Origin of the sequence: Halobacterium sp. DL1 (assembly GCA_000230955.3) — an archaeon.
Lineage (GTDB): Archaea > Halobacteriota > Halobacteria > Halobacteriales > Halobacteriaceae > Halobacterium.
Map to the genome: position 1 here is coordinate 2,711,286 of CP007060.1, position 23,121 is coordinate 2,734,406.

General features: G+C 68.8%; 30 protein-coding genes. 13 read left to right on the plus strand and 17 right to left on the minus strand.

The genetic code is table 11. From position 1 onward, the window contains the following. Window positions 1-232: 232 nt before the first annotated feature. A complete protein-coding gene (locus HALDL1_16125; GenBank protein AHG04949.1) occupies window positions 233-1,240 on the plus strand; it encodes a hypothetical protein in 1,008 nt (335 codons plus the stop codon). 29 nt (window positions 1,241-1,269) lie between these two features. On the opposite strand, the gene HALDL1_16130 is transcribed toward HALDL1_16125, so the two are convergent. Continuing rightward, the gene (locus HALDL1_16130) at window positions 1,270-1,911 is read right to left on the minus strand and encodes a phosphoribosyl transferase (protein ID AHG04950.1); all 642 of its coding nucleotides are present in this window, start codon (window positions 1,909-1,911) and stop codon (window positions 1,270-1,272) included. 180 nt (window positions 1,912-2,091) lie between these two features. After that, window positions 2,092-2,481 (minus strand): ferredoxin, encoded by a 390-nt coding sequence (locus HALDL1_16135; protein AHG04951.1) that lies wholly within the window; start codon window positions 2,479-2,481, stop codon window positions 2,092-2,094. A 143-nt stretch (window positions 2,482-2,624) separates the two neighbouring features. Here HALDL1_16135 and HALDL1_16140 point away from each other — a divergent pair, with 143 nt between their 5' ends. After that, window positions 2,625-3,350, plus strand: coding sequence for a 1-(5-phosphoribosyl)-5-[(5-phosphoribosylamino)methylideneamino] imidazole-4-carboxamide isomerase (locus HALDL1_16140; GenBank protein ID AHG04952.1), 726 nt, complete (start codon window positions 2,625-2,627; stop codon window positions 3,348-3,350). A gap of 9 nt (window positions 3,351-3,359) precedes the next feature. On the opposite strand, the gene HALDL1_16145 is transcribed toward HALDL1_16140, so the two are convergent. Beyond that, on the minus strand, window positions 3,360-3,674 hold the full coding sequence (locus HALDL1_16145) for a hypothetical protein (protein ID AHG04953.1): 315 nt from the start codon (window positions 3,672-3,674) through the stop codon (window positions 3,360-3,362). Window positions 3,675-3,947: 273 nt separating this feature from the next. Between HALDL1_16145 and HALDL1_16150 the strand changes: the two genes are divergently transcribed. Next, window positions 3,948-4,223, plus strand: a complete 276-nt coding sequence (locus HALDL1_16150) for a hypothetical protein (protein AHG04954.1) — start codon at window positions 3,948-3,950, stop codon at window positions 4,221-4,223. 107 nt (window positions 4,224-4,330) lie between these two features. Then, window positions 4,331-4,918 (plus strand): imidazoleglycerol-phosphate dehydratase, encoded by a 588-nt coding sequence (gene hisB / locus HALDL1_16155; GenBank protein AHG04955.1) that lies wholly within the window; start codon window positions 4,331-4,333, stop codon window positions 4,916-4,918. Here the strand turns inward: hisB and HALDL1_16160 are convergent. Further along, a complete protein-coding gene (locus tag HALDL1_16160) occupies window positions 4,915-5,478 on the minus strand; it encodes a hypothetical protein (GenBank protein AHG04956.1) in 564 nt (187 codons plus the stop codon). The two genes, hisB and HALDL1_16160, sit on opposite strands and share 4 nt — an antisense overlap. A gap of 79 nt (window positions 5,479-5,557) precedes the next feature. Between HALDL1_16160 and HALDL1_16165 the strand changes: the two genes are divergently transcribed. Next, window positions 5,558-6,061 (plus strand): amino acid-binding protein, encoded by a 504-nt coding sequence (locus HALDL1_16165; GenBank protein ID AHG04957.1) that lies wholly within the window; start codon window positions 5,558-5,560, stop codon window positions 6,059-6,061. 12 nt (window positions 6,062-6,073) lie between these two features. On the opposite strand, the gene HALDL1_16170 is transcribed toward HALDL1_16165, so the two are convergent. Next, window positions 6,074-6,355, minus strand: coding sequence for a hypothetical protein (locus HALDL1_16170; GenBank protein ID AHG04958.1), 282 nt, complete (start codon window positions 6,353-6,355; stop codon window positions 6,074-6,076). Between the two features lie 93 nt (window positions 6,356-6,448). On the opposite strand from HALDL1_16170, the gene HALDL1_16175 reads away from it, so the two are divergent. Together HALDL1_16175 and HALDL1_16180 are read left to right on the plus strand one after the other, a co-directional pair. Continuing rightward, entirely contained in the window at window positions 6,449-7,069 is a 621-nt protein-coding gene (locus HALDL1_16175) for a hypothetical protein (protein AHG04959.1), read from the plus strand. Window positions 7,070-7,126: 57 nt separating this feature from the next. Then, entirely contained in the window at window positions 7,127-9,151 is a 2,025-nt protein-coding gene (locus HALDL1_16180) for an acylaminoacyl-peptidase (protein AHG04960.1), read from the plus strand. Between the two features lie 159 nt (window positions 9,152-9,310). On the opposite strand, the gene HALDL1_16185 is transcribed toward HALDL1_16180, so the two are convergent. Further along, window positions 9,311-9,547 (minus strand): hypothetical protein, encoded by a 237-nt coding sequence (locus HALDL1_16185; protein ID AHG04961.1) that lies wholly within the window; start codon window positions 9,545-9,547, stop codon window positions 9,311-9,313. A 105-nt stretch (window positions 9,548-9,652) separates the two neighbouring features. Further along, complete coding sequence (locus tag HALDL1_16190) at window positions 9,653-10,333, minus strand: uracil phosphoribosyltransferase (GenBank protein ID AHG04962.1); 681 nt, start codon at window positions 10,331-10,333, stop codon at window positions 9,653-9,655. A 116-nt stretch (window positions 10,334-10,449) separates the two neighbouring features. On the opposite strand from HALDL1_16190, the gene HALDL1_16195 reads away from it, so the two are divergent. Together HALDL1_16195 and HALDL1_16200 are read left to right on the plus strand one after the other, a co-directional pair. Then, window positions 10,450-11,133 (plus strand): hypothetical protein, encoded by a 684-nt coding sequence (locus tag HALDL1_16195; protein ID AHG04963.1) that lies wholly within the window; start codon window positions 10,450-10,452, stop codon window positions 11,131-11,133. 82 nt (window positions 11,134-11,215) lie between these two features. Continuing rightward, a complete protein-coding gene (locus tag HALDL1_16200; GenBank protein ID AHG04964.1) occupies window positions 11,216-12,391 on the plus strand; it encodes a sodium-dependent phosphate transporter in 1,176 nt (391 codons plus the stop codon). 109 nt (window positions 12,392-12,500) lie between these two features. Here the strand turns inward: HALDL1_16200 and HALDL1_16205 are convergent, their stop codons facing one another. After that, the gene (locus HALDL1_16205) at window positions 12,501-13,865 is read right to left on the minus strand and encodes a DNA-binding protein (protein ID AHG04965.1); all 1,365 of its coding nucleotides are present in this window, start codon (window positions 13,863-13,865) and stop codon (window positions 12,501-12,503) included. Window positions 13,866-13,971: 106 nt separating this feature from the next. On the opposite strand from HALDL1_16205, the gene HALDL1_16210 reads away from it, so the two are divergent. From HALDL1_16210 to HALDL1_16220, 3 genes are read left to right on the plus strand one after another with little or no spacing between them, the layout of a single operon-like run. Beyond that, a complete protein-coding gene (locus HALDL1_16210; GenBank protein AHG04966.1) occupies window positions 13,972-14,262 on the plus strand; it encodes a glutaredoxin in 291 nt (96 codons plus the stop codon). Further along, window positions 14,262-14,780, plus strand: a complete 519-nt coding sequence (locus tag HALDL1_16215) for a peroxiredoxin (protein AHG04967.1) — start codon at window positions 14,262-14,264, stop codon at window positions 14,778-14,780. Before HALDL1_16210 ends, HALDL1_16215 begins: the two co-directional genes overlap by 1 nt. A 30-nt stretch (window positions 14,781-14,810) precedes the next feature. Beyond that, complete coding sequence (locus HALDL1_16220; protein AHG04968.1) at window positions 14,811-15,407, plus strand: tRNA threonylcarbamoyladenosine biosynthesis protein; 597 nt, start codon at window positions 14,811-14,813, stop codon at window positions 15,405-15,407. Here HALDL1_16220 and HALDL1_16225 read toward each other — a convergent pair. The 4 genes from HALDL1_16225 to HALDL1_16240 all read right to left on the minus strand — a co-directional run bounded on the left by HALDL1_16225 (window position 15,390) and on the right by HALDL1_16240 (window position 18,046). Next, window positions 15,390-16,037, minus strand: coding sequence for a hypothetical protein (locus HALDL1_16225; protein AHG04969.1), 648 nt, complete (start codon window positions 16,035-16,037; stop codon window positions 15,390-15,392). The two genes, HALDL1_16220 and HALDL1_16225, sit on opposite strands and share 18 nt — an antisense overlap. A gap of 42 nt (window positions 16,038-16,079) precedes the next feature. Beyond that, window positions 16,080-16,658 carry a hypothetical protein gene (locus tag HALDL1_16230; GenBank protein ID AHG04970.1) on the minus strand — a complete coding sequence of 193 codons (579 nt, stop codon included), beginning with the start codon at window positions 16,656-16,658 and terminating at the stop codon, window positions 16,080-16,082. Window positions 16,659-16,708: 50 nt separating this feature from the next. Continuing rightward, window positions 16,709-17,374: a hypothetical protein gene (locus HALDL1_16235; GenBank protein AHG04971.1), complete on the minus strand. Its 666-nt coding sequence runs from the start codon at window positions 17,372-17,374 to the stop codon at window positions 16,709-16,711. A gap of 72 nt (window positions 17,375-17,446) precedes the next feature. Further along, window positions 17,447-18,046, minus strand: a complete 600-nt coding sequence (locus HALDL1_16240) for a hypothetical protein (protein AHG04972.1) — start codon at window positions 18,044-18,046, stop codon at window positions 17,447-17,449. 185 nt (window positions 18,047-18,231) lie between these two features. Between HALDL1_16240 and HALDL1_16245 the strand changes: the two genes are divergently transcribed. After that, window positions 18,232-20,349, plus strand: coding sequence for a Fe-S oxidoreductase (locus HALDL1_16245; protein ID AHG04973.1), 2,118 nt, complete (start codon window positions 18,232-18,234; stop codon window positions 20,347-20,349). A 10-nt stretch (window positions 20,350-20,359) separates the two neighbouring features. On the opposite strand, the gene HALDL1_16250 is transcribed toward HALDL1_16245, so the two are convergent. The 5 genes from HALDL1_16250 to HALDL1_16270 all read right to left on the minus strand — a co-directional run bounded on the left by HALDL1_16250 (window position 20,360) and on the right by HALDL1_16270 (window position 23,110). Next, window positions 20,360-20,743, minus strand: a complete 384-nt coding sequence (locus tag HALDL1_16250; GenBank protein ID AHG04974.1) for a hypothetical protein — start codon at window positions 20,741-20,743, stop codon at window positions 20,360-20,362. Window positions 20,744-20,809: 66 nt separating this feature from the next. Next, window positions 20,810-21,370, minus strand: coding sequence for an acetyltransferase (locus tag HALDL1_16255; GenBank protein AHG04975.1), 561 nt, complete (start codon window positions 21,368-21,370; stop codon window positions 20,810-20,812). Between the two features lie 67 nt (window positions 21,371-21,437). Next, window positions 21,438-21,971, minus strand: coding sequence for an acetyltransferase (locus tag HALDL1_16260; GenBank protein AHG04976.1), 534 nt, complete (start codon window positions 21,969-21,971; stop codon window positions 21,438-21,440). A 62-nt stretch (window positions 21,972-22,033) separates the two neighbouring features. Then, window positions 22,034-22,576 (minus strand): acetyltransferase, encoded by a 543-nt coding sequence (locus tag HALDL1_16265; protein AHG04977.1) that lies wholly within the window; start codon window positions 22,574-22,576, stop codon window positions 22,034-22,036. Beyond that, entirely contained in the window at window positions 22,577-23,110 is a 534-nt protein-coding gene (locus HALDL1_16270) for an acetyltransferase (GenBank protein ID AHG04978.1), read from the minus strand. Between the last annotated feature and the right edge of the window lie 11 nt (window positions 23,111-23,121).

Below are 23,121 nucleotides of genomic sequence, written 5' to 3' on the forward strand. Positions count from 1 at the left end.
CGACGCCGTCCGGACGGAGCCGGAGTTCTTCCGTCTGGGAGCGGTATGGTACTGTACGCATGATTACAGCCTGCTTCGCCAGTGACTGCCCGCCGAGGCGGCGTCCGCCGGCCGACCGGACTGCACAGGTCCGGGGGGCGCAACCGGCCGGCAGGAGGCGTCCCGTGAGCGGCCGCGAGCGCTGTGCTCGAACGGCCGCGACCAGTGCACGCCGCCTCGACGGGGGGCCGCGATGTCCGTCCACGTAGACGGCCGGAAGCTGTTCTTCGGGCTGCTGCTCGCGGTGTTCGGGCTGCTGGTGGCGCAGCTCCTCCAGCCGTTTCTGACGTTCCTGCTCGCCGCCCTCCTCTTCGCGTTCGTGCTCGCGCCGCTCCAGCGGCGCCTCGCACCCGAAATCGGTGACGGTCCGGCGGCCTTCGCGCTCGTCGTCGGCGCCGCCCTGGCGGTAGCCGCCCCCGTCGCGATACTCGTGCGAACGCTGCCGGCGGACGTGAGCAGCGTCTCCCGGACCGTCCAGGACCTGTTCACCCGGCGGCGGATCGACCAGCGCCTCGACCGACTGCTCGGCGTCGACGTCCCGGTGGAGTCGCTGGTCTCGGACGTCCCACGGCAGCTCGGCGACATCCTCGTGGGCGACATCTCGACGCTCGTGAGCGGCGCGACCCACGCCTTCCTGGGGCTGGTGCTGCTGGTGTTCCTGCTCTACTACCTGCTGAAGGACGGCGACCGGCTTGTGGCGTGGATTCGCGACGTGACGCCGCTCGACGACGACGTGCAGCAGGCGCTGTTCGACGGCGCGGCCGAGACCACGTGGGCGGTGCTGAAGGGGCACGTGCTCGTGGCGTTCGTCCAGGGGGTCGTCGCCGGCGTCGGCCTCTTCGTGGTCGGCATCCCCCACGTCGTCTTCTGGACGGCGGTGATGATGGTCGTGGAGCTGTTCCCGGTCGTCGGCGTCGCCGCGGTGCTCGGCCCCGCGGTCATCTACCTCGGGCTCACGAACCGCCTGCTGGAGGCCGGCTTCCTCCTCGTGTACGGCCTGACCGCCGTCGCCGTCGTCGACGACCTCCTGCGGGCGAAGGTCGTCGGCCGGGGCTCGGAACTCCACTCTGGCACGGTGCTCCTGGGCGTCTTCAGCGGCGTCTACGTCTTCGGCGTGATGGGGCTGTTCTACGGCCCGATCGTCGTCGGCTTCTTCAAGCAGCTGGTCGTCCTCTTCGAGGAGAACTACGGCGGGACGTGACGGGTGGTCGCGAACGGCGTTCCCGGACCCTACCCGTCCCTCGACCCTCGGTCGTCGAGGTACGTCATCGCCTCCTCGTCGGAGATCTGACCGAAGTCCTCGTAGAACTGGCCGACAGCGGTGAAGTGCGGCGGACTCTCGACGACGACGACCTCGTCGGCGTCGACCCAGAGGTCCTCGAGGACGCCCGGCGCGGCGACGGGGACGGCGAGCGTCACGTGCTCCGCGCCGGCCTCGGCGACCTGCCGTAGGCAGGCCTTGACGGTCGCGCCGGTGGCGATGCCGTCGTCGACGACGACCACGCGTTTCCCCGCGATGTCCGGCGGGTCCCGGCCGTCACGGTACTGCCGGATTTTCTCGCGTGCGTTCTCCGTCTCCCGCTCGCGTTCGCGCTCGACGTACTCATCGGAGACGCCCAGGCGCTCGATGACGTCCTCGTTCAGCCAGCTACTGCCGTCGGCGGTGGCGGCGCCGACGGCGAGTTCGGGGTTGTCGGGCGCGCCGATCTTCGACGCGACGACGACGCCGAGTGGCGCACCGAGAAAGTCGGCGACTGGACGCGCGACGGGGAGTCCGCCGCGAGGGATGGCGAGGACGACGTCCCCATCCACGTCCTCCCGGTCGATGAGGTCGGCGAGCTGTCGGCCGGCGTCGGTTCTGTCGTGGAACACGAGTTGACACCGCCCGTCAGTACGCGGCCTACTCACTAGGCGTTGGCGCCAAAACGGGGACGACGAGGAGAGAGCGGCGGGCCCCGGAACGGACGGTGGGCGTCGGTACACCCGGTGGAAAAGTGCGTCCAGCCGTCCTGCCGGACCGGGGCAGAGTCTGGTAGCTGGGTCGCGTGGCCTTCAGATGACGCGGTTCTGCAGGTAGTCGAGGTGCTTTGCGTTGTAGACGATCTTGACCTCGTCCGTCTGCGCCGAGCCGATGCAGGTGAGGCGGACGTCCTTCTCCTCGACCTCCTCGTCGGAGAGGATCTGCTGCATGTCCATGTCGATCTCGCCGTCGAAGACGATTGCCGCGCAGTTCGCACACGCGCCAGCGCGGCACGAGAAGGGCCAGTCGTAGCCCTGCGCCTCGGCTGCCTCGAGGATGTACTCGCCCTCGGCGACGTCGAGCGTGCCGTAGTCCTCCTCGTCGAGGCCCGCGTCGGAGGCCTTCTCGAAGAGGTCGTCGTCGTCCATGTCCCAGCCCTGGTCGTCCAGCGTCTCGTAGTTCAGGTATTCAACCGTCGGCATCGTCCGTGGGTTCGAGGCCCGCAGTCATAGTAGTTTTTGTTCGAAGCGAGGGGTTGATACGGCGCTACGGCGCGTTCGTGGCGGCGAGCGGAGTTCAGCGCCGGGCCGCGAGGCTTTTGGTCCGGAGGGCGAAAGCAGCCGGCATGACCTTCGACTCCTTCGAGGTGGTGCCGGCGGTGGACGTCCAGGACGGGGAAGTCGTCCAGCTGGTGGCCGGCGAGCGCGGGACGGGACGACAGTACGGCGACCCGGTCGAGGCCGCAACGCGGTGGGTCGAGGCGGGCGCCGAGACGCTCCACCTCGTCGACCTCGACGGCGCCTTCGAGGGCGCGCGCGCGAACGCCGCGGCCATCGAGGCCATCATCGACGCGACGGACGTCGGCGTCCAGGTCGGCGGCGGCATCCGCACGGTCGGGGACGCGACGGACCTGCTGGAGCGCGGCGTCGACCGCGTCATCCTCGGCACCGCCGCCGTCGAAACCCCCGAAATCGTCGGCGAGATCAGCGCCGAGCAGCCCGGCAGCGTCGTGGTGAGCCTCGACGCGAAGGACGGCGAGGTCGTCGTCGAGGGGTGGACGGAGGGGACCGGTATCGACCCCGTCGAGGCCGCCGGCCGCTACGCCGACCTCGGTGCGGGCGCCATCCTGTTCACGAACGTCGACGTCGAGGGCCAGCAGACGGGCGTGCGGACGGAGCCGGTCCGCGAACTCGCGGACAGCGTCGACATCCCGATAATCGCGAGCGGCGGCGTCGCTGACGTCCAGGACGTCGTCGAGCTGAAGGAAGCGGGCGCGGCAGCCGTCGTCGTCGGCACCGCGCTGTACGAGGGGAACTTCACGTTAGAGGCGGCCCGTGCCGCCGTGGAGTAGAGGTACCCGCTACACCTCTGCGACGAGACCGACCAGCGTCTCCAGTTCCGGGTGCCCCCGGTACTGGACCGTGTTGTTCTCCGCGTCGTAGTCGACGACACCGGCCGAATCCAGTCGAGGGAGCGCCGAGTGGTGGAGCTGCACGCGCGCCTCCTCGTCGGCCGTGTCACTCCGCTCGCTGACCGCCGCAGAGAGTTCCCGGAGCGACGCCACCTCGTCGGCAGACTCCAGGAAGTAGACTAGCGTCGAGCGTCGGTGCTGGTCGGCGAGGAGCGCGAGCAGTTCGTCTTTACTCTCGTGGTCGAGGGAGTGTTGATATTCCATTGGTGGGTGACCCGTCGGGCCCGTGTGCGCAGCGTGTGAACGGTATGTCAGACGCCCGTCAGACGAATAATGGTACCCCTTTTTCTCATCTCCCAAGGCACTCAATTGAGTGTTGTGAAGTGAAACAAAGTTTCAATTAATCCTCTCAGAGGTGCAGAACTCGCGGTTCCGCTGGTGGACACCCGGAGATTGCCGGGCGTGGCTGTCGAACCCCGTCGAACTACCAGATGGCTATTGAACAAGCCATATGTCGCTCGCTCGCCTCCCGCCCGTATGACCGACTTCTCCCCACAGGAGCTCCCCGCGACCCCGGACGTGGCGGGTGGCGAGTGGGACGCAGTGGACCCACGCGAGGCGCTCACCTTCGACGCCGAGACGGAGACCTACCGGGCGTCGTTCGACGGCGACGCCGAGTCGATGCCGCTGGCCATCGTCTCGGTGGTCTCAGCGGTCTCGAACACGCCCCCAGTGGAGCTGCCGCCGCTCTACGACTCCGTCGACGCCGACGGCGTCGTCGCAGTCCAGCCGCCCGAGGCGTCGACCGCCTGACTGGGGACACCGACGACAGCCGCCCCGACTCCCGAAGTGCGAGTTCGTCCTGTGACACGGTCTCACGCGAGCGGAACGACCTTGTGGGAGCGCGAGAACAACGAGTCATGACCGACCGAACTGCGGCCGTGACCCGGGAGACGGCCGAGACGGACATCGAGGTGACTCTCGACGTGGACGGCGACGGCGACAGCACGGTGGACACCGGCATCGGCTTCTTCGACCACATGCTGACGTCGTTCGCCAGGCACGGCCTCTTCGACCTGACCGTGCGCTGCGACGGCGACCTCGAGATAGACGACCACCACACCGTCGAGGACGTCGGCATCACACTCGGACAGGCCTTCGACGAGGCCCTCGGCGAGAAGCGCGGCATCGAGCGGTTCGCGGACCGGCGCGTCCCGCTGGACGAGGCCGTGGCGAGCGTCGTCGTCGACGTCTCCGGGCGGCCGCTGTACGAGTTCGACGGGGAGTTCAGCCAGGCGCGCGTCGGCGAGTTCACGAGCGTGATGGCGCGGCACTTCTTCCGGTCGCTGTCGACGCACGCGGGCCTCACGCTCCACTGCGGGGTCGACGGCGAGAACGCTCACCACGAGATAGAGGCGCTGTTCAAGGGCGCGGCGCGCGCCCTCGACGACGCCACGCGCATCGACGGCCGGCGCTCGGACACGCCCTCGACGAAGGGCGAACTCTAGACCGTCCGCAGGCCGCCGCTTGTCTCCTCGACGTCACCGTTCTCCACGGCCGCTTCGAGCGCGTCCTCGAACGTGCGCTCGCGGAGGTCGTAGGCGTTCGTCGCGAGCGACCGGAGGTCCGCTCGCGGCATCGCGCCCTCGCGGTTCTGGAGCAGACGGATCACCTGCGCGTAGCCGTCGGGCCGCCGTTCCTGGGGACTCGCCTCCGAGCCGCCGGACTGGATGGTGACACCCTCGCTGTCCGCGTCACGCTGGCTGACCGACTCGCTGACGGAGTCCGTCTCCTCGGCGGGTTCGGCATCGGGGACGGAGTCGGACGTGTCGCTGGCCCCCCGCGGGTCCGGTTCGTCGTCGGGCGAGTCGGCGGCGCCCTGGCTGTCACTCGACGCAGTCGTCCGTTTCGCGTCGTCGAGCAGCGGGTCGACGACCGACTGGAGCGTCTCGCGGCAGTCCGAGCAGAGCGCGAGGCGGCGGGCGCCGCCCGCGGCCGACCCGGGGACGACCTCGAAGACGCCCTCGGCCCGCTCGCCACAGAAATCACAGCTGTCGAGTTGGCGCATACGACCCACGTGGGAGCGCGGGGGCAAAAGTCTGCTCGCCACCCACACCGTTTTCACGGCACGCCGTCTCGGTTCGCGCATGTTCGAGGACATCATGCAGAAGTTCGAGGGGAGCCCCGGCCAGCAGGCCGTCATCCGCCTCCTCCTCGAGCGCGGGTTCTCCGTGAACGACGAGGGTCGGGTGGTCTCCGGCGACATCGAGATTCCGTACACGCAAGTCGCCCAGGAGGCGGGCGTCGACCGCCGGGTCGTCGACTCCACGACGGAGGCAATTCTCGCAGACGACGAACTCCGGCGCATCTTCCAGAACATCAGCCAGATTCCGAGCCTGATGGACCTCGCGCCCGTCCTCGACCTGCACGTCGTCACCGTCGAGGTGGCCGACGCCGACGAGCCCGGCATCGTCGCGCATGTCGCCGGACTGCTCGCCGACCGCGACATCAGCATCCGCCAGACCATCAGCGAGGACCCGGAGTTCACGGACGAACCGCGGCTCTACCTGGTGACCGACGAGGCGCTCCCGGGCGAGGTGGTGACCGAACTGATGGAACTGCCGTTCGTGCGGTCGGTCGAACTCTCCTGACTCGACTGGCGCCTAGTTCCTGTTGACGACGCTGGCGATGATGAAGAGGTAGCCGACGGTCGTGATGGCGTAGTTGACCGTCAACAGCAGGACGGCGTCCGCGAAGTCCTGGCCGAACGCGGAGACCGTGGTGGCGATTGCAGCGGCAACGACGATGCAGAACCCGACAGAGAGGGTGAGCATCTCGCGGCGCTCCGTCTCCAGGTAGGCGTTGGCGGCGATCGCCACCATCGCCAGCCCCGAGAGGGAGAGCGCGACGCTCGACGCGATGTAGAGGAAGTCCGGAGTCGTCAGCTCGGCCATCTGAGTCCTGATTGCGAGAGCGCGTGCTTAACCCTTGTGGGCGGAACCGCAAGCGGCAACTCTCTCGGGCCCGGATGCGGTGGTGTGACCGACGCGTACCGGACCGTCGCCGGCCGGGGGGAGGCCGACTTCGAGGTGCAGGGCTCGGAGTTCGTCGGCTACGCGTCACCGGCGGCGACCGTCGAGGACGCCGAGGCGTTCGTCGCCGACGTGGAGGAACGCCACCCGGACGCGACCCACAACGTCCCCTGCTACCGGGTTCGGGTTGAGTCCGGGGGTCCCGGAGACGGCCACCTCCTGCGGGAGTACCAGTCCGACGACGGCGAGCCCACCGGCTCCGCCGGAAAGCCAGCGCTGAACGTCCTCCAGCAGCGCGACGTGGAGAACGCCGTGGTGGTCGTCACGCGGTACTACGGCGGGACGAATCTCGGCGTCGGTGGCCTCGCCCGCGCCTACTCGCGGGCCGTCAAGGAGGCCGTCGACGACGCCAGTCTCGTCGAGCAGCGGCCACAGGAGCGATTCGATGTCAGCGTGGCGTACGACGATTCGGGCACCGTTCGCGGCATCCTGGAGAGCGCGGACTGCGAGTTCGACGCCGACTACGGCGAGCGCGCGGCCTTCGACGTGACCGTCGCCCGCGAGGAGAGCGGCGCACTCCGCGAGCGCATCCAGAACGCGACCAGCGGCCGGGCCGAAGTGGAGTAACGTTGCTCTGCTCCGGGTTGCGCAACGCCTTTGCGCGCGCCGGGCGACAACCGCCCCATGAACCGCGTCGAGGCCGGCGACTACCACGAGTTCTCGCGGCTCTCCCACCCGGCCGTCTCCCCGGACGGCGAGCGCGTCGCGTACGTCAAGCAGGCGCCCGACTCGGACACCGATTACGAGGCGACCGTCCACGTCGCGTCGGTGGGCGGTGACGAGTCCCGACGGTTCACCGTCGCGGAGGGCGTCGACAGCGAACCGACGTGGAGCCCCTCGGGAGACCGTCTCGCGTTCGTCTCCACTCGCGGAGCCAGTGACGACCGCCCGCACTTGTGGGTGCTCCCCGTCGACGGCGGCGAGGCCGAGCAGGTGACCGACGTCGTCGGCGGCGTCTCCAACATCGCGTGGGGGCCAGACGGCGACCGCATCGCGTTCGTGCAGTCCGTCCGCCCGGAGGAGCGCGAGCGTGACCTCGACCTGGACACCGACGAGGAGTACGAGCGCGAGGACCCGGACCCCAGGGTAATCGACCGACACGTCTACCGCGCGGACGAGTCGTACGCCGACGGCGCGCGCTCCCACGCCTACCTCGTGGACCTCGAAGGGAACGAGGTGTCCCGCGTCACCGAGGGCGTCGCGGACTGCCTCGGGCCAGCGTGGGGCGCCGACGCGCTCTACTACCCGATTCGTCGAGGGGTCGACGCCGACGACCGGCTGGAGTGGGAGCTGGCGGCCGTCGACCCTGCCACCGGCGAGGAGACCGTGGTGACGACCGTCGAGGGGTGGGGACCCAAACTGGCGGCCCACGCCGGAGACGAGGGCGACAGAATCGCGTACACGACGCGGCCCGCGGACGACCCGACGCTCTCGCAAATCGAGGTCGACGTCTACAACCGCGCGAGCGGCGACGTCGAGCGCGTCACCGCCGACCTCGACCGCACGCTGGAACTGTGGAACCCGAGTCACGCACCGGCGTGGAGCCCGGACGGGGACTACCTCTACGTCTGCACGCCCGACGAGGGCGGCTACGCGCTGCGGCGCATCGACGACGATGGCGTCGAGGTCGTGTTGGGCGGCGACCGACACGTCCACGGCTTCTCGGTCGCGCGGGACGCCGTCGGCGTCGTCCAGTCGGAGTGGGACCACCCGGGCGACGTGGTGGCGGCGACGCCGGGCGGCGCCGAGGAGAACCGGCTGACGCGAGTCAACGCGGACTACCTCGACGACCGCGCGGTCGGCCAGCCCCAGGAACTCCAGTTCGAGGCGCCGGACGGCGAGAAAATCCAGGGCTGGGTGCTGACGCCGCCCGATTTCGACCCGGACGAGGAGTACCCGCTGGTCGTGGAGATCCACGGCGGCCCACACCGGATGTGGTCGACGACTGGGTCCATGTGGCACGAGTTCCAGACGCTCGCGGCGCGCGGCTACGTCGTCTTCTGGTGCAACCCGCGCGGCTCCGCGGGCTACGGCGAGGCGTTCATGCGGGCCATCGAGCGCGACTGGGGGGACGCCACCCTCCAGGACGTGCTGGCAGGCGCCCGCGAGGTCGCCGACCGCGACTACGTCGCCGACGACGCGTTCGTCACGGGCGGGAGCTTCGGCGGGTTCATGACCGCGTGGGCGGTCGGGCACACGGACTTCTTCGACGCGGCGGTCGCCCAGCGCGGCGTCTACGACCTCACGGGCTTCTACGGTTCGACGGACGTCTTCCAGCTCGTCGAGGGGGACTTCCGCGCGGTCCCCTGGGCGGACTACGAGTTCCTCGCCGAGCAGTCCCCCGCGACGTACGCCGACCTCGTGGACACGCCGACGCTCGTCGTGCACGCCGAGGACGACTACCGAACGCCCGCGAACACCGCGGAGCTGTTCTACCGCGCGCTCAAGCGCCAGGACGTCGACACCCGGCTGGTGCGCTACCCCCGCGAGGGGCACGAACTCTCGCGGTCGGGTGAGCCCGGTCACGTCGTCGACCGCATCGAGCGCATCGCGCGCTGGTTCGACGGGTACGCGGAGACCCAGGACGCGCCGCGAGCCCTCGACCGCGAGCGCGGCGACGGCCTCTCGGTCGGCGAGGACGAGGCGTGAAGAGTCGGTAGTTCTCGGTAGCGCTACGGGGGTGCGTTTCCACGGGAGTTCTGAGCCGGGAAACCGCAGTACAGAGTGGTGGAGCGGAGGTGAAGCGAAGGGGTTCGAACGGGCCGGATTCGGGGCGCTCTCTCGACCCGAAACGGTCCTGCGTGGCGCTCAGTCGACGATGATGTCGGTGTCCTCGCTGGCCGGCTGCGGGCCCGTGTCCTCATCGGGCTCCTCGGGCCGCATCTTCTCCTCGTAGCGGTCGATCCAGTTGGCGAAACACTCCGGGCAGAGTCGCTGGCTGTCTATCTGGGAGCGGTCGACGGTCACGCGGACGGTCCGCGAGAGCGGGTTCGCCACCGCGTCCCCGCACCAGTCACACGGCTCCGTGTCGGCGTCGTCACTCATGGCGTGGACGTGGACGGGTGGCATCTTCAACCTGCGGGTCTCACCAGCCACGGCTGAGAGACTGACGGCAGAACGGAGAGGCGTCGATTCGGCCCGGTTGCGGGGCTACGTCGTGCGGAACGCGCGGTCGCCGGCGTCGCCGAGGCCGGGGACGATGAAGCCGTCGTCGTCGAGGTGGTCGTCGATGGCGACAGTGAGGAGGTCCGCCGACGGGAACTGCTCGCTGACGCGGAGCAGTCCGTCGGGAGCGCTGACGGCCGACAGCACGAAGAGGTGTTCGACGTCGTCGGGCGCCTCGTCGGTGACGTAGTCGAGGACGGTCGTCATCGTCGACCCGGTGGCGAGCATCGGGTCGGCGACGATGACGGTGTCGTCCGAGGAGATCTCGGGGAGTTTCACGTAGTCGATGGTGATGGGGAACTCGCCCTCGTCGTTCATCCCGGCCTCCTCGTCGCGGCCCGCGCTGATGACGCCCTGCTTCGCGCGGGGGAACGCCTTCAGCAGTCCCTCGACGAACGGCGTGGCGGCCCGCAACACGTTGATGATGACGACGTCGTCGAGGCCCTTCACGCGCTCGCCGGTGGTCTCGGTCAGCGGCGTCTGGATGGAGACGAACTCCGTGTCCATCGCGCCGTCGATGATCTCGTAGCCGGAGATGCGGCCGAGTTTCACGAGGCCCTTGCGGAAGCCGACCTGCTCGGTATCGACGTCGCGGAGCCGCGAGAGCGTGTCTTTTGCCAGCGCGTGTGTGATGACGTGGGCGTCGCCGCGGTCTTCGATGGGCATACCTAGTGGCGGACCCCGCGACTGCTTAAAACCCGCTATGGCTCGCGGCCCGCGTGCGCCGTGCCCACACGATGCCGACAAGGGATTTAATTCTCCACACGCTAGACGCGACAACCATGGAGGAGAGTGTCGCCGGGTTCAAGCGGCGCGGCGACTGGGGAGACATCGTCGAACACGGGGAGCGCGTCACGCACGCGCTCCGCGAGGCCGGCGCCGAGGAGGCGTACGGCGATGCGTTCGACGAGTGGAACGAGTGGCGCCCGAAGGCCCACGAGCGCATCGAGAACGAGGTCAACGAGAAGACCGCCGACCAGGCGAGCGTCGACGAGGGCGAGGGCGAGAAGGCCGGGAAGGACCCGAACGAGGACCTCCAGGCCGCGGGCGAACAGCTCACGGAGTCCTACGAGCGCCTCGGCGACGGCGAGGAGGAGGAGGCCGTCGACAAGTGGCAGGACTCCCTCGGGCACGTGAAGCGCGCGGCCGACACCGCGGGCCGGAAGGTGCTCCGGAAGGTCGAGAACGCCGTCTACCAGAACGTGATGACGCAGGTCGCGCCCTACTACTTCGACAACGACCTCGTGAGCGCGAACATCCAGCGGGTGCGCAGCCAGGAGGAGTTCACGTTCGAGGTGAACGTCAACGACGACGACATGAAGGACGCGGTCCGCGACTACCTCGAGTCGTTCGAGGATATCGACCGCTGGCACGTCGACACCGAGCGCGAGACCGACACCGCGGAAGCGGCCGAGGGCGTCGAACCGCCCGAGCAGAACGGCGACGCGAAGTCGACGACGAACTGAGTTCTCGGGTGACCGTTCCGAAGGCGGCGAGCTCTCGCTGTGTCGGTACTCTCTTGGTCGGGCCACCCAGAGGTGGGGGTCAATGAGTGGAACGGCCCTCGCGACGCTCGCGGTCGCCGCACTGGCGAGCCTGTTCATGGCGTGGGCCATCGGCGCCGGCTCCTCGGGGTCGACGCCGTTCGCCCCGGCGGTCGGCGCGAACGCCATCACGGTGATGCGGGCCGGCTTCGTCGTCGGCCTGCTCGGACTCGCGGGCGCCGTCTTCCAGGGCGCGAACGTCTCCGAGGCGGTCGGGCGGGAGCTCATCGTCGGGGTGACGCTCTCCCCGCTGGCGGCGACCACGGCGCTCATCACGGCCGCCGCGCTTGTCGCCGTCGGCGTGTTCGCGGGCTACCCGATAGCCACCGCGTTCACCGTCACGGGCGCCGTCGTCGGCACGGGCCTGGCGATGGGCGGCGGCGCGGCGTGGCCGAAGTACCAGCAGATAGCGACGCTGTGGGTGCTGACGCCGTTCGCCGGCGGCGGCATCGCCTACGGGATGGCGCGGGGGCTCCGGTCGCTCGACGTCGACCGCGTCACCGTCCCCGTGCTCGCGGCCGTCGTCGGCGCCATCGTCGCCAACGTCCAGTTCGTCTTCCTCGGCCCGGCGGGCGTGAGCCGGTCGTTCGCGCGGGCGACAGCTGTCGCCGCCGGCGAGTACGAACTCGCTGTACACGTCGCCACGACCGTCGCGGTGGCGGTGGTCGTCGCCGTCCTGCTGCGCCGCGACATGGACCGTGACGCCGAGCGCGGGCAGCGCCACTTCCTGCTCGCACTCGGCGGCCTCGTGGCGTTCTCCGCGGGCGGCAGTCAGGTCGGCCTCGCGGTCGGCCCGCTGCTCCCGCTGGTCGGCGACGACGTGCCGCTGACCTACGTTCTGGTCGGGGGCGGCATCGGCCTGCTCGCCGGGTCGTGGACCGGCGCCCCGCGGATGATCAAGGCGCTCGCGCAGGATTACTCCTCGCTGGGGCCGCGGCGCTCCATCGCCGCGCTCATCCCGAGTTTCGCCATCGCCCAGACCGCCGTCTTCTTCGGCATCCCCGTCTCGTTCAACGAGATCATCGTCAGCGCCATCATCGGCTCCGGCTACGCGGCCTCGACCGGCGGTGGCGTGAGCAGCCGTAAGATGCTGTTCACGGTGCTGGCGTGGGTCGCGTCGCTCGCGCTCGCGCTCGGCATCAGTTACGGCGCATTCGTCGCCATCGACGCGGTCCTCTGACGCGGTCCTCAGACACAGCCCGCTGATTGCTCTCCGTACAAGCTGGCTCTTCCGAGAACCGGTTGCGAGTGGAGTTAGGGCGGTCTGCAAGCCGGTCGGCCGGCTTCGCCTACCGCTCGCCGTCGGCCGCGAGCGACTCGTGGTCGACGTCCTCGGCCTCCTCGGCCGGCAGTCGCTTCACGCGGGCCTTCATGATGCGCGTGTTCTCGACGTGCTCGACGGTGAGTTCGACGTTCTCGAAGCGGAACGACTCGCCCTCCTCGACGAGGCGGCCGGCGCGGTTGAAGATGAACCCCGCGATGGTCTCGAACTCCTCGCCCTCCGGTAGTTCGATATCGAGGGCCTCGTTGACCTCCTCGATGTTCACCTCGCCGCGAACGCGGACGGTCTCCTCGTCGACGAAGTCGAGGGGGAGTTCCTCCTCGCCCTCGAGTATCTCGCCGACGATCTCCTCGGTGATGTCCTCGGTCGTGAGCAGCCCCTCCGTGGTGCCGAACTCGTCGATGACGACGACCAGCTGGACGCGCTCGTCCTGCATCTCCTGGAGCAGGTCGTCGACGTTCTTCGACTCGGGGACGTGGAGCGTCGGCTCGATGAGGTCCTCCAGTTCGACGTTCTCGCTCTCCCCGTAGAGGTACTCGCGGACGAGGTCCTCGAGACTGACGACGCCGATGACGTTGTCGAGTTCGCCGTCGTAGACGGGGATGCGCTCGTGGCCAGCCTGCGTGCACGTCTGGATGGCCTCCTCGATGGTGGCGTCCTTCGAGACGGCGGTCATGTCGAGTCGCGGCGTCATCACCTCCTTGGCGATGGTGTTGTTGAACCGGAAGATGCGCTGGAGCATCTCCCGCTCCTCCTCGTCGATGACGCCCTCGCGCTCCCCCGTCTTGATCATGTCCTGGATCTCCGAGCGCGTGACGTACGACGTCTCGATGGCGGCCCGGCCGCCGGTCACCTGGTTGACCGCACGGGTGAGGTAGTCGAAGAGCACGACCAGGGGGTAGAGGAAGCGCTCCGACCACTGCAGCGGCCCCGCGATGGTGAGCGCCCACGACTCCGTGTTCTCGACGGCGTACGACTTCGGCGCGCTCTCCCCGAACAGGAGGACGAGCGCGGTGACGCCGAACGTCGCCGCGACCACCGCCTGCCCCTGGGAGAGGTAGTAGCCGAGCAGGCCGGTGGCAATGGAGGACATCGCGATGTTCACGAGGTTGTTCCCGACGAGGATGGTGACCAGCAGGCGGTGTGGGTCCTCCTTCAGCTCCGCGACCGCCTCCGCACCGGGTTTCCCCTCCTCGAGCATCACGTCGATGCGGTGGCGTGCCAGCGAGAACATGGCGATCTCCGAGGACGAGAAGAACCCCGAGAGCACCATCAGGATGACCATCGTGACGATACCGCTGCCGACGACCACGTCCTGCGTGAGTTCGACGCCAAACAGCGCTACCGCCAGCAGAGACAACAGTGAGCCCATTCCGTAGGGGTTGTTTTCTGCTGGGCGGATTAATACTTTGCTCAACGAAGGCGCGGCGACCGCCGCGGGCGAAGCGTTTACCCGGGAATCGGGCGAAATGGCGGATATGAGCGCGCGAGAGACACCAGCCCGGCCGGCCCACAGCGACGCCCACCTCACGCTGTACAGATTGCAGGCGTGCCCGTTCTGCGAGCGCGTCGTCCGGAAACTCGACGAACTGGACGTCGACTACCACTCCCGATTCGTCGAACCGCTGCACTCCGAGCGCAACGCCGTCCAGCGGATCGTCGGCGTGCGAACGGTGCCCGCCATCGTCGACGACGAGACGGGCGTGGCGATGGCCGAGAGCGCGAACATCGTGGAGTACCTCGAGGCGACGTACGGAGGGGGTGCGTGATGGACCTGGAGTTCGACGTCGTCGACCTCCCGGACGCCGACCACGTCGAGGCGGGCGAGGAGGCACCCGACTTCACCCGCCCGCTCGTGAACGCCGAGTACTGGGAGGACGTCTCGCTGTCGGACCTGCTCGCCGACGGACCCGTGTTGCTCGTGTTCACGACGATGGACGGCGCGTTCCCCGCGACGTACGTCTGGAACGAACTCCGGGACCGCGGCGTCGAGGAGTACGGCGCGCAGGTCGTCGGCGTCTCCGTCTCCTCGCCGTACGAGCACAAGACCACCATCGAGGAGCGCGGCATCGAGGCGTTCACGGGGCTGTTCAGCGACCCCCAGAACGGCGTCGCCGAGGCGTTCGGCGTCGAACACGACCTCGACGGAATGGCGGGCGTCAGCGAACCGCGGCCCGCGGTGTTCCTCGTCGAACCAGACCGCACGGTGGCCTACGCGTGGGTCGCCGAGGAGTGGCCGGAGTTCCCGGACTACGACGCGGTCGAGGCGGCGCTCGCGGACCTGTAACCCTTTTACTGGGCGACCCAACGCTCGACCATGCGCGTGACCGACGACGAACTGGCTGCGGCCGCCGACGCGATTCGTGACGGCGGGCTCGTGGTCTACCCGACGGAGACGGTGTACGGGTTAGCTGCGGACGCGCTCGACACCGACGCCGTCGCCGGCGTGTTCGACGCGAAGGGGCGGTCCCGGGACGACCCGCTGTCGTTCGCGTTCCCCGACTGGGAGGACGCCCTGGCGTACGTCCGCGTCGACGAGACGGAGCGCGAGTTCATGGCCGAGTTCCTCCCCGGCCCGGTCACCGTGGTCTGCGAGAAGCGCGAGGGCGTCCCCGACGTCCTCACCGGTGGTCGCGACAGGGTGGGCGTCCGCGTCCCCGACCACGAGGTTGCGCTGGCGCTCCTCGAGCGCGTCGCCCCCGTCACGGCGACGAGCGCGAACCGCAGCGGCCAGCCGAGCGTCACGGACCCCGGCGACCTCGACCCGGCGTTCGTCGACGGCGTCGACGCGGTGCTGGACGGCGGGGAGACGGCGGGCACCGAGAGCACCGTCGTGGACGTCGCGCGCGGCGAGATTCTCCGTCGCGGGGCCGACGCCGACACCGTGGAGGCGTGGCTACAGCAGCGAGCGTAGCGTCTTCGTCTCGACCCCGCACTCCTCGCGGTAGTCGCAGGCGCCACACTTCGCGTCGTCGTGGAGTCGCGGCGGCGGCCCGTCGAGGCTCCGTGCGGCGCGGAGCGCGCGCCGGTAGGTGGCCTTCCGCCGAGTGGTGAGGCCAAGTTCTCTGACCACGCCGTGCCGGGCGTACTCGACGTACGCGCTCTCGACGGCCGTCTCCTCGCGCCAGGACAGCGCCTTCGCGGCGGCGACGGCGCGCACCGACTGGGGCTCCCAGACCCCCTGTTCGGGTGGACTCCCGTGCGTGACCACAGAGACCGCGGGCGGACCCGTGTGAACTTTCCCCGCACGGCCGTGTGCGTCCTTCCCACGCAGGAACGCGTCGCTTTCCGCGGGGCCGGCTACCCGGGGGTGGCGGTCGAGGCTGGCGCGCAGGTTCGACCGGAACTCAGGGGGTGGTACCGCGAGGTCGAACGTCGCCAGCGCGGCGTCCGAGGCGACCGCGAGCTCGTCGTACCGCGTTGCAACGTCACGGGCGTTCTCGTACTCCGCGGGCGGGTCGCTCTCCTCGCGGCGAGCGTAGTAGAGCTGGCGCGGACAGTAGGCGGCGCGAGCGAGATCACCGAACGCGACGGAGTCGGGCACGGGTGGGGTTGGTCCCGGTCTCGTACTTGAACCTTCGGCGGCTCACCGCCTGCCTGTTCGCCACCATCGGACGACGCGCTCGGCCACGCCGGTGAGGTGGGCCTGCCCGAACACCGCGACGGCGAGCGCCCCCAGCGAGTTGTACAGCAGGTCGACGACGGTGTCGTCGAGGCCGTGCTGGGAGAGCGGCATCTCCATCCCCGTCCGGGCGGCGACGACGTCGAGGCCGAACTCGAAGAGCTCCCAGACGACGCCGAACGAGAGCACTACGACGAAGATGTAGACGAACGCCACCTCCCGAGGGATGATGATGTCGCGGTGGTGTAGGTCGATGGCTCGCACCGTCGTGTAGCCCACGCCGGCGATTAGCGACGCCGAGAGCGCGTGCGTGACGTGGTCCCACCACTCGATGTGGGAGTAGAGCCCCGAGGAGCCGAGCGAGTGGAGCAACACCGCAGTCGTGAGCCAGAGCGCGAGCCAGGGGTCCAGCGAGAGGTCGTAGTTGCGCTCAAGGACGGCGGGGACGAACGTGATGACCAGCGCGACGCTGCCGTTCATCACGGCCTTCGGGTTGCCGGTGAGCAGACCGTATCCGACCATCGCCGCGAGGACGAGTCGCATCGCCTGCGTGATACGGCGCTGGTTCGCACCCGACGGGCGCGGGAGCAGCGTCACCGGACCACCCGCTCGAGCGCGCTCCGGAGCCAGCGGTCGCGCCGCCGGAAGTAGGCGTCGAAGAGCACGCCCGCGGCGAACCCCGCGAGGGTCACCCAGAGGAACTCCGTCATCAGCGCCTCGTTCGTGGAGAGGTAGGCGGTGCCGAGGTACTGGTCGGCGGTCCACCTGACGACCGCCCACACCGCGCCGGACGCGAGCGTGGCCATCACGACGAGCGCGACGGCGAACCAGTGCGTCACCTCCATGGCCGTGAACAGGTGGAGCTCCACGACCACGACGAGGGCGACTGCGGCGAGCGAGAGATAGACAGCGAACGTGCCGCCCGTGCCGCCGAACAGCCCGCGCGCCAGTATCGGGAGGAGCGCGAGCACGAGCAGTTCCCACGGCAGCATCGCCCGCCACGACCGGAACGCGACGGGCGGGACGAGGACGACGGCGGCGACGCCGGCGACGAACAGCAGCCACTGGCCGTCGAAGTCGAGGGCGCTCTCAACGAGGGCGAGCGCGAGCACGCCGACGAACACCCACGCGATGACGGCGTTCGCCAGGCTGTCACGGAACAGCCGTTCGAGGACGTCTCCGGAGGACGCTACGGCGAATCGGTCCTCGGCGGAGTCGGTGTTAGTGGGGTCGTCCCGCTCCGGCCCTCCCTCGTTCATCTGTTGGTCACGTGTTCCGTTGTCGGTATACGCCCGTCGGTGGGGTGGGCGCGGAGGGGGACTCGCCCCGGCTTAGAAGTCGATGTCGGTCTCCTGGCCCTCGGTGGCCTCGTCGAGGCCGTCCTCGTGGACGGTGCTGGTGAGTCGCTCGGACAGTTCGCGGTCGCGGAGCGCGTTCTCGAACTCCGCGCGGTAGCGGTCGTTGACGCTCCGTATCTCGGCTCTCGTATCGAGGGCGCGGACGCAGCGGCGGATCTCGGCGCGGCTGGCGTCCAGCTCCTCGGCCAGTTCGCCCGGCGTCGCGTCGGTCTCTCGGAGCTCTCTGAGCCGGTCGACGTCGAAGGGGACGTCCGTGTCCGACTCCCGGAGGAGGTGGAGGTCCATGCGGGTGCGAGCGACCGCGTCGGCGTCGAGGTCCTCGACGTTCTCGGCGATTTCCGCGTCGCTCTCGCCCGCGTAGAACTGCTTGACGACGGCCGCCAGTTCGTCGTCGTCGAGGTCGGTGTCGAACTCGAGGCCGTCGCGCATGTCGGCGACCGCCTGGTGGAGGCGCTCGTCGACCTCCGTCTCGGAGCTGAGGGACCCGTGAGTGTCCGCCTGGGACTCCGTGACCGTTTCGTCGTCGGCGACATCGATGAAGATGTCACGGAGTTCCTCTGTCTTCTCGTCCATGCAGTACTCCGATACTGTGTTCGTCCGCGACTAAATGTCTGTTGCCTAAATTCAGGCCGGGTCGCCCTCAGCGGGGCGTTCACCGGGGTTCGCGTGGCCCCGTTCGAACGCCAGCAACGTTTGTTCGATTGTTGGCAAGGTTTAAGCGGGTCGTAGCCCGGTCTTCTGGTATGTATTCGCTCACGCTGGCCCAGGCGGGGGCCGAGACGCGCCCCACGTTCTGGCGCATCGGTCACGTCGGCGAGGCGCTGTTCTACTACCTCGCCTTCGTCGCCGTCGCCATCTTCCTGTTCGGCGTCTATCGGCGGTTCAGCACGTACGCGGAGGGGAGCGAGGACCCCATCGACAGACTGTCCGACCTCCCGTCGCGGGTCGTCGAGGCGGGCAAGCTGGTCGCCACCAACGAGAAGCAGTTCGACCGCGACCTCACCGCGGGCCTGATGCACACGTTCATCCTCTGGGGCTTCCTGACGCTGCTCATCGGGACCACCATCCTGATGATAGACATGGACATCTGGACGCTCTTCGCCGGCCAGCCCTCCTTCTTCGTCGGCGACTTCTACCTCGCGTACTCGTTCGTCCTCGACGCCATGGGCTTCCTCTTCGTGGTCGGTGTCGGGATGGCGCTGTACAAGCGCTACTGGCGGCGCAACGACCGCCTCTGGGGCAAACACACCAGCGCCGAGGACGGCCTGTTCGTCTGGACGCTGTTCCTGCTCGGCGTCGGCGGCTACGTCACCGAGGGGGTCCGCATCCTCGGGACGAGCGCGACCCGCAACGTCTCCTTCGAGACGGTGAGCTTCGTCGGCTGGTTCGTCGCCGACGTCCTCCAGGCCGTTGGCGTGAGCCCCGAGGGAGCGGCCGCCGCCTACCCCGCGGTCTGGTGGAGTCACGCGCTGCTCGCGCTCGCGTTCGTCGCTACCGTGCCGTACGCCAAGCCGTTCCACATGATATCGAGTTACGCGAACCTCGTCGCCCGCGACGAGGACGCCGGCCGCCGCCTCCCCCGAGTTCCCGAAGACGCCAGCCCCGAGGAGATCGGTCCCTCCGAGATAGAGGACTTCTCCTGGAAGCAGTTGCTCGACCACGACGCCTGCACGAAGTGCGGACGCTGCTCGTCGGTCTGCCCGGCGAAGGCCGCCGGCCGCCCGCTCGACCCTCGTGACGTCATCCTCGACCTGAAGAACTACCGGGAGGACCTGGAGGCGGGCCGGACCGACGAAGTCGACATCGTCGCCGACGGCGGCACCTCCGTCATCGACGCGGAGACGATGGACTCCTGCATGTCCTGCATGGCGTGCATGGACGCCTGCCCCGTAGACATCGAGCACGTCACGCAGTTCACGGAGATGAACCGCCGGCTGACCGAGTCGGGCCAGATGAACAAGAACGTCGAGGACGCCGTGATGAACGTCTTCCAGAAGGGGAACACGTTCGGCGACCCCGACCGCAAGCGTCCCGACTGGACCGAGGAACTCGACTTCGAGGTGCCCGACGCCCGCGAGGAGGCCGTCGAGTACCTCTGGTACGTCGGCGACTACCCCTCCTACGACGACCGCAACCAGCACGTCGCGCGCTCACTCGCCCGCGTCCTCGAGGAAGCGGACGTCTCCTACGGCATCCTCTACGAGGACGAGCAGAACGACGGCAACGACATCCGCCGCGTCGGCGAGGAGGGCCTCTTCGAGATGGTCGCCGAGGAGAACATCGAGGCGTTCGAACAGTGCGACTACGAGAAGGTCGTCTGCACGGACCCCCACTCGTACAACACGTTCTCCAACGAGTACGACCAGTTCGGCTTCGAGGACGCCGACTCCGTCTACCACTACACGCAGGTCGTCGAGAACCTCGTGAACGAGGGCGCACTCGGCCTCTCGGGTACGGAACTCGACGACACCGTCACGTACCACGACCCCTGCCACCTCGGGCGCTACAACGGCGAGTTCGAGGCGCCCCGCGAGGTCATCCGCGCGACGGGCGTCGCGCTCGACGAGATGCCCCGCAACCGCGACGACTCGTTCTGCTGCGGCGGCGGCGGCGGTGGCCTCTGGATGGACTTCGAGGAGGACCCCAAGCCGAGCGAGGAGCGCATCCGGGAGGCCCTCGAGGACACGGACGCCGGTTCCGCCGTCGACCGCTTCGTCGTCGCGTGCCCGATGTGCATGACGATGTACGAGGACGGCCGGAAGACCGGCGGCTTCGAGGACGACATCGAGGTCACGGACATCACGGAACTGCTCGTCGAGGCCCTCGACGCGAAACGAGGGGTCGAATCGGGCGCCACGTCCGCCGCGGCGGACTAGCGCGGCCCGGCTATCGCCGTCCGAGCAGGACGCCCACGAAGAACGCGAGTAGTGCGACACCGAGCAGTTTCTTCCTGTCGCCGAAGCGCACGAACCGGGTTCCCTCCTCGCCGATCTCGAGCGCGCCGACCGGAGCGGCACTCATCCCGCCGCCCATCCCGTAGCCCTCACCGGCGCCCTGCGCCGACTCACCTTCGACCGATTCGTCCTCGGCCGACTCGTCACTCGGCTCGCTCGTCCCGCCGCCACCGCCGAACCCCCACGAGACGCGCGCGACGGGAATCACGGTGCGGTCCTCGCGCTCGACGGGGTCGCCGTAGACGGTGGCGACATCGCCGGCCTCGGCGAGTCGTTCGACGAGCGACGCGAGCACGCTGTTCGTCTCTGTGTGCATGGGAGAACGTACGGCAGCCAGCGGGAAACGCCTTCGGCCGTCAGCCGCCCAGCCGACCGCGTGCGGTCAGTTCAGCCACTCCTCGGCGAGCAAGCCGTAGCGGTACTCGTCCACCCACTCGCCGTCGCTGAAGATCTCGTCCCGCAGTGTCCCCTCGCGGACGAACCCCAGCGACTCCAGAACGGCCGCCGACGCGTCGTTCGACTCGTAGACGTACGCTGCGACCTTGTGGAAGCCGCACTCCCGGAACAGGTAGTCCAGCAGGAGTTCGATGGCCTCGGTCACGTAGCCGTTGCCCTGGTGCTCCGGCGCTATCCAGTACATCAGGAAGCCCGACTTCGTGTCCTCGAACACCCACGGGAGGGCGACGACCCCCACGGGCTCTGGGTCGCCGCCCGCACCGCTCGCTTCTCCCGTGGACTCGCTGCGCTCGTCCACGCAGACCAGGAAGCGGTACTCGTCGTCCTCGACCTCCTCCGCGATGTCGCCGCGAGACCGGATGGTGCTCGACCCGAGCGGCCGCCGTACGTCGGGGTGGTTGTGGCCGTACTGGAGAAACTCGTGGTCCTCCCCTTCGATGGGGTGGAGGGAGACGCTGTCGCCGGACGCGAACGCGGGACCTGGCATACGTCGACTACCGAAAACCGACGGAATAGGTCTTCCCCTGGTGTGCGTGGGAGTGACTCGGCTACCGTCAGTCCAGCCACTCGTCGGCCAGCAGGCCGTACGTGAACATGTCCTCGTACTCGCCGTCGACGACGCTCTCCTTCCGGCGGCGGCCCTCCTGGACGAAGCCCAGTGATTCGAGGACCGCGGCGGAGGCCTCGTTGGAGACGTTCACGCGGGCGGTCACCTTGTGGAAGCCACACTCCCGGAAGGCGTAGTCGAGGAACAGGTCGGTCGCCTCGCTGACGTAGCCGTTCCCCTGGTGTTCGGGGGCCACCCAGTACATCAGGCTCCCGCGCTCGTCGGTGCCGCTGACGTAGCCGAACGCGACGACACCGACGGGTTCGCGTCCCCCGCCGTCTGCAGAACTGGCGCAAATGAGGAAGTGGTACGACTCGTCTTCGAGCATCTCCTCGACGTCGCTCAGCGTGCGGATGGTCGTGTCGGTCAGGGGCACGCGGACGTCGGGGTCGTTGCGGCCGCGCTGGACGAACTCGTGGTCCTCGGGTTCGATGGGGTGGAGGCTGACGGTGTCACCCGTCGCGAACGCGGGTCCTGGCATACACGACCGTTGGACTGCGGGGGGTTATGTGTTCGCTGAAGCGACTTTCACTCGACGCGCTGTCAGGAATCCAGCCACTCCTCGGCGAGCAGCCCGTAGCGGTAGCTGTCGCGGCGCTCGCCGTCCACGAACGTCTCCTTGCGGTGGACGCCCTCGCGCTGGAAGTCGAGTTTCTCCAGCACGCGCTGGGAGCCGACGTTCGTCTCGAGGACGATGGCGTACACCTTCGCCAGGCGGCGCTCCTCGAACGCGAAGTCCAGAATCAGCTCCGTCGCCTCCGTGACGTAGCCGTTGCCCTGGTGTTCCGGCAGCACCCAGTACATCAGCATCCCGGACCCGTGTTTCGTCCGTATCCACGGTATGTGGACGGCGCCGACGGGTTCCTCGTCGTCACTCCGGCAAACCAGGAACCCGAACCCGTCGCCGTCGTCGGAGACGCTGTTCTCGAAGTACTCCCGGATCTGCTCGCCGTTGCGCGGGTCGACGTCCGTCAGCGGGCGGCGGATCTCGGGGTGGTTGCGGCCGCGCTGGAGGAACTCCAGGTCCTCCTCCTCGATGGTGTGGAGGGCCACGCTGTCGCCCTCGGCGAAGACGGGGCCCGGCACTCAGACCCCCTCCCACTCGTCGGCCAGCAGACCGAAGCGGTGGATGTCGACGTGCTCGCCGCGGACGAACTTCTCGTCGCGGAGGCGTCCCTCGCGCTCGAAGCCGAGTTTCTCGAGGACGCGCCGAGAGCCGTCGTTCGGTTCGATGACCTCCGCGCGGAGCTTGTGCAGGCGGCGCTCGGCGAACGCGTACTCGCAGAGCAGGCCGACGGCCTCGGTGGCGTAGCCGTTGCCCCACTGGTCTGGGTCGAGGTAGTAGGCGATGGTGGCGGTGCCGGTGACGTCGTCCTCGTCGAACAGCGCCACCATCCCCAGCGGCTCCTCGTCGCGACAGACGATGAGGGTCGCGCCGTCGCCGCTGGAGATGGCGTTCTCGAAGAACTCCTCGAGCTGTTCGGCGTTCGCCGGGCGGTTCAGCGTGAGCGGCTGGCGCACCGCGGGGTCGTTGCGGACTCGCTGGACGAACTCGAGGTCCTCCTCCTCGACGGTCCGGAGGGTGACCCTGTCGCCGTCCGCGAACATGGGACCGGGCATGGCTAGGGAAC